Genomic DNA, 1,150 nt, shown 5'->3' with positions numbered 1-1,150 from the left:
CCAACCCCCTCAGAAAGGCCAAAGCCGCTGGCGAAGGCCTCGAACTCGCAAGCGATGTCGCTAAGGCAGAGCACCGGTTAAAGGAGGCCGAAGAGGCCGGGAGGAATGTTAAGGCCTTAGAAAGTAAAGCGGAGCAAGGCGTCGCATCAGGTGGCGGGGGCGTTAGAAACACTTCCAAAAGGAGGTTCAAAGACCCGTGTGATTACCTCGCGAAAGGCAACCCAAACGGGAAAGGGCCTTATCGCGGAGGATCGTACGCCGGGGTGCCCGGTTCGAAACCATTAGGGCTGGAATCTCACCATATGCCCCCCAAAAGTTCATATCCTTCTTGGCTAGTAGATGAAATAGGCGGTATTAATAGAATGCCATCAATGCAGATGGACAAAACGGATCATTTGGACACAGCGAGTCATGGCACGAAAGGTTTTGATGGGATTGAATACAGGCTGGAGCAGAAACGCCTAATAGAAAGCGGCAACTACAGAGAGGCTCTGGCTAGAGATTTCCGCGATGCAAGGCGCATCGCTCGTGAAGAAGGCAATCCGCGCAAATACAATGAAGCTATGCTTGAGGCTTCTGCCTATTTAAAATGCCGGCAAAAACACGGCTTGAGCCTAAAAAGGTGAAATATGTCTTGGACGATACACCCTTACATAAGCGTTAACGACATCAAATTCGGATCAAAATCAGAAGAATTATCAAGCATAATCGGTATCGATCCAAAAATTAAAAACACCAAAAACGGTGAAAAGCGTTATGAATTCGGCATTGATTGTCCGCACTTCACATATTCATCAAATGATCAATTGGAAGAAGTGAGCTTTTCTCAGTATGTTTCGCGGCAAATATTCTTGTTGGAGCGGCGGCTATCTTGGGATGATGGACTGTCTAACTTGCAGTACGCTTACGAGCTATCCAAGCGCTCCAATACCTTTGAAGTGGTTGGCTTCATTGTTTTCCTCGAGTTAGGTGTTGCCTTCAGTGGTTTTCATGATGGAGACGCTGACCAAAAGGCAATCGTATGCTTTACAAAACATAGGTGGGACCGCTTTATTCCGGAGATGCGACCTGTTCATTTTTGAAGCAAGCGCACCGGCGGTGACTGGAATTTTGAGACGCCCTCCATGGTGCCGCGGGCCGAGACGCCATC

The 1,150-nt window shown here is 48.6% G+C and carries 2 protein-coding genes; both read left to right on the top strand.

Annotated elements, in window-relative coordinates; all coding sequences use genetic code 11:
* Nucleotides 1–626 (top strand): hypothetical protein (locus tag ACFSE1_RS18190; protein WP_377404645.1); only part of this gene is annotated, 626 nt, incomplete at its 5' end.
* A gap of 3 nt (nt 627–629) precedes the next feature.
* Nucleotides 630–1,082: a hypothetical protein gene (locus tag ACFSE1_RS18185; RefSeq protein ID WP_377404642.1), complete on the top strand. Its 453-nt coding sequence runs from the start codon at nt 630–632 to the stop codon at nt 1,080–1,082.
* The last annotated feature ends 68 nt before the right edge of the window (nt 1,083–1,150 follow it).

Origin of the sequence: Affinirhizobium helianthi (genome assembly GCF_042680945.1) — a bacterium.
Classification (GTDB): domain Bacteria; phylum Pseudomonadota; class Alphaproteobacteria; order Rhizobiales; family Rhizobiaceae; genus Neorhizobium; species Neorhizobium helianthi.
This window is presented reverse-complemented; position numbering and strand designations above follow the sequence as displayed.

Coding starts and splice junctions, on each gene's coding strand:
- ACFSE1_RS18185 (WP_377404642.1), top strand. CDS start 630: ATGTCTTGGACGATACACCCTTACATAAGCGTTAACGACATCAAATTC.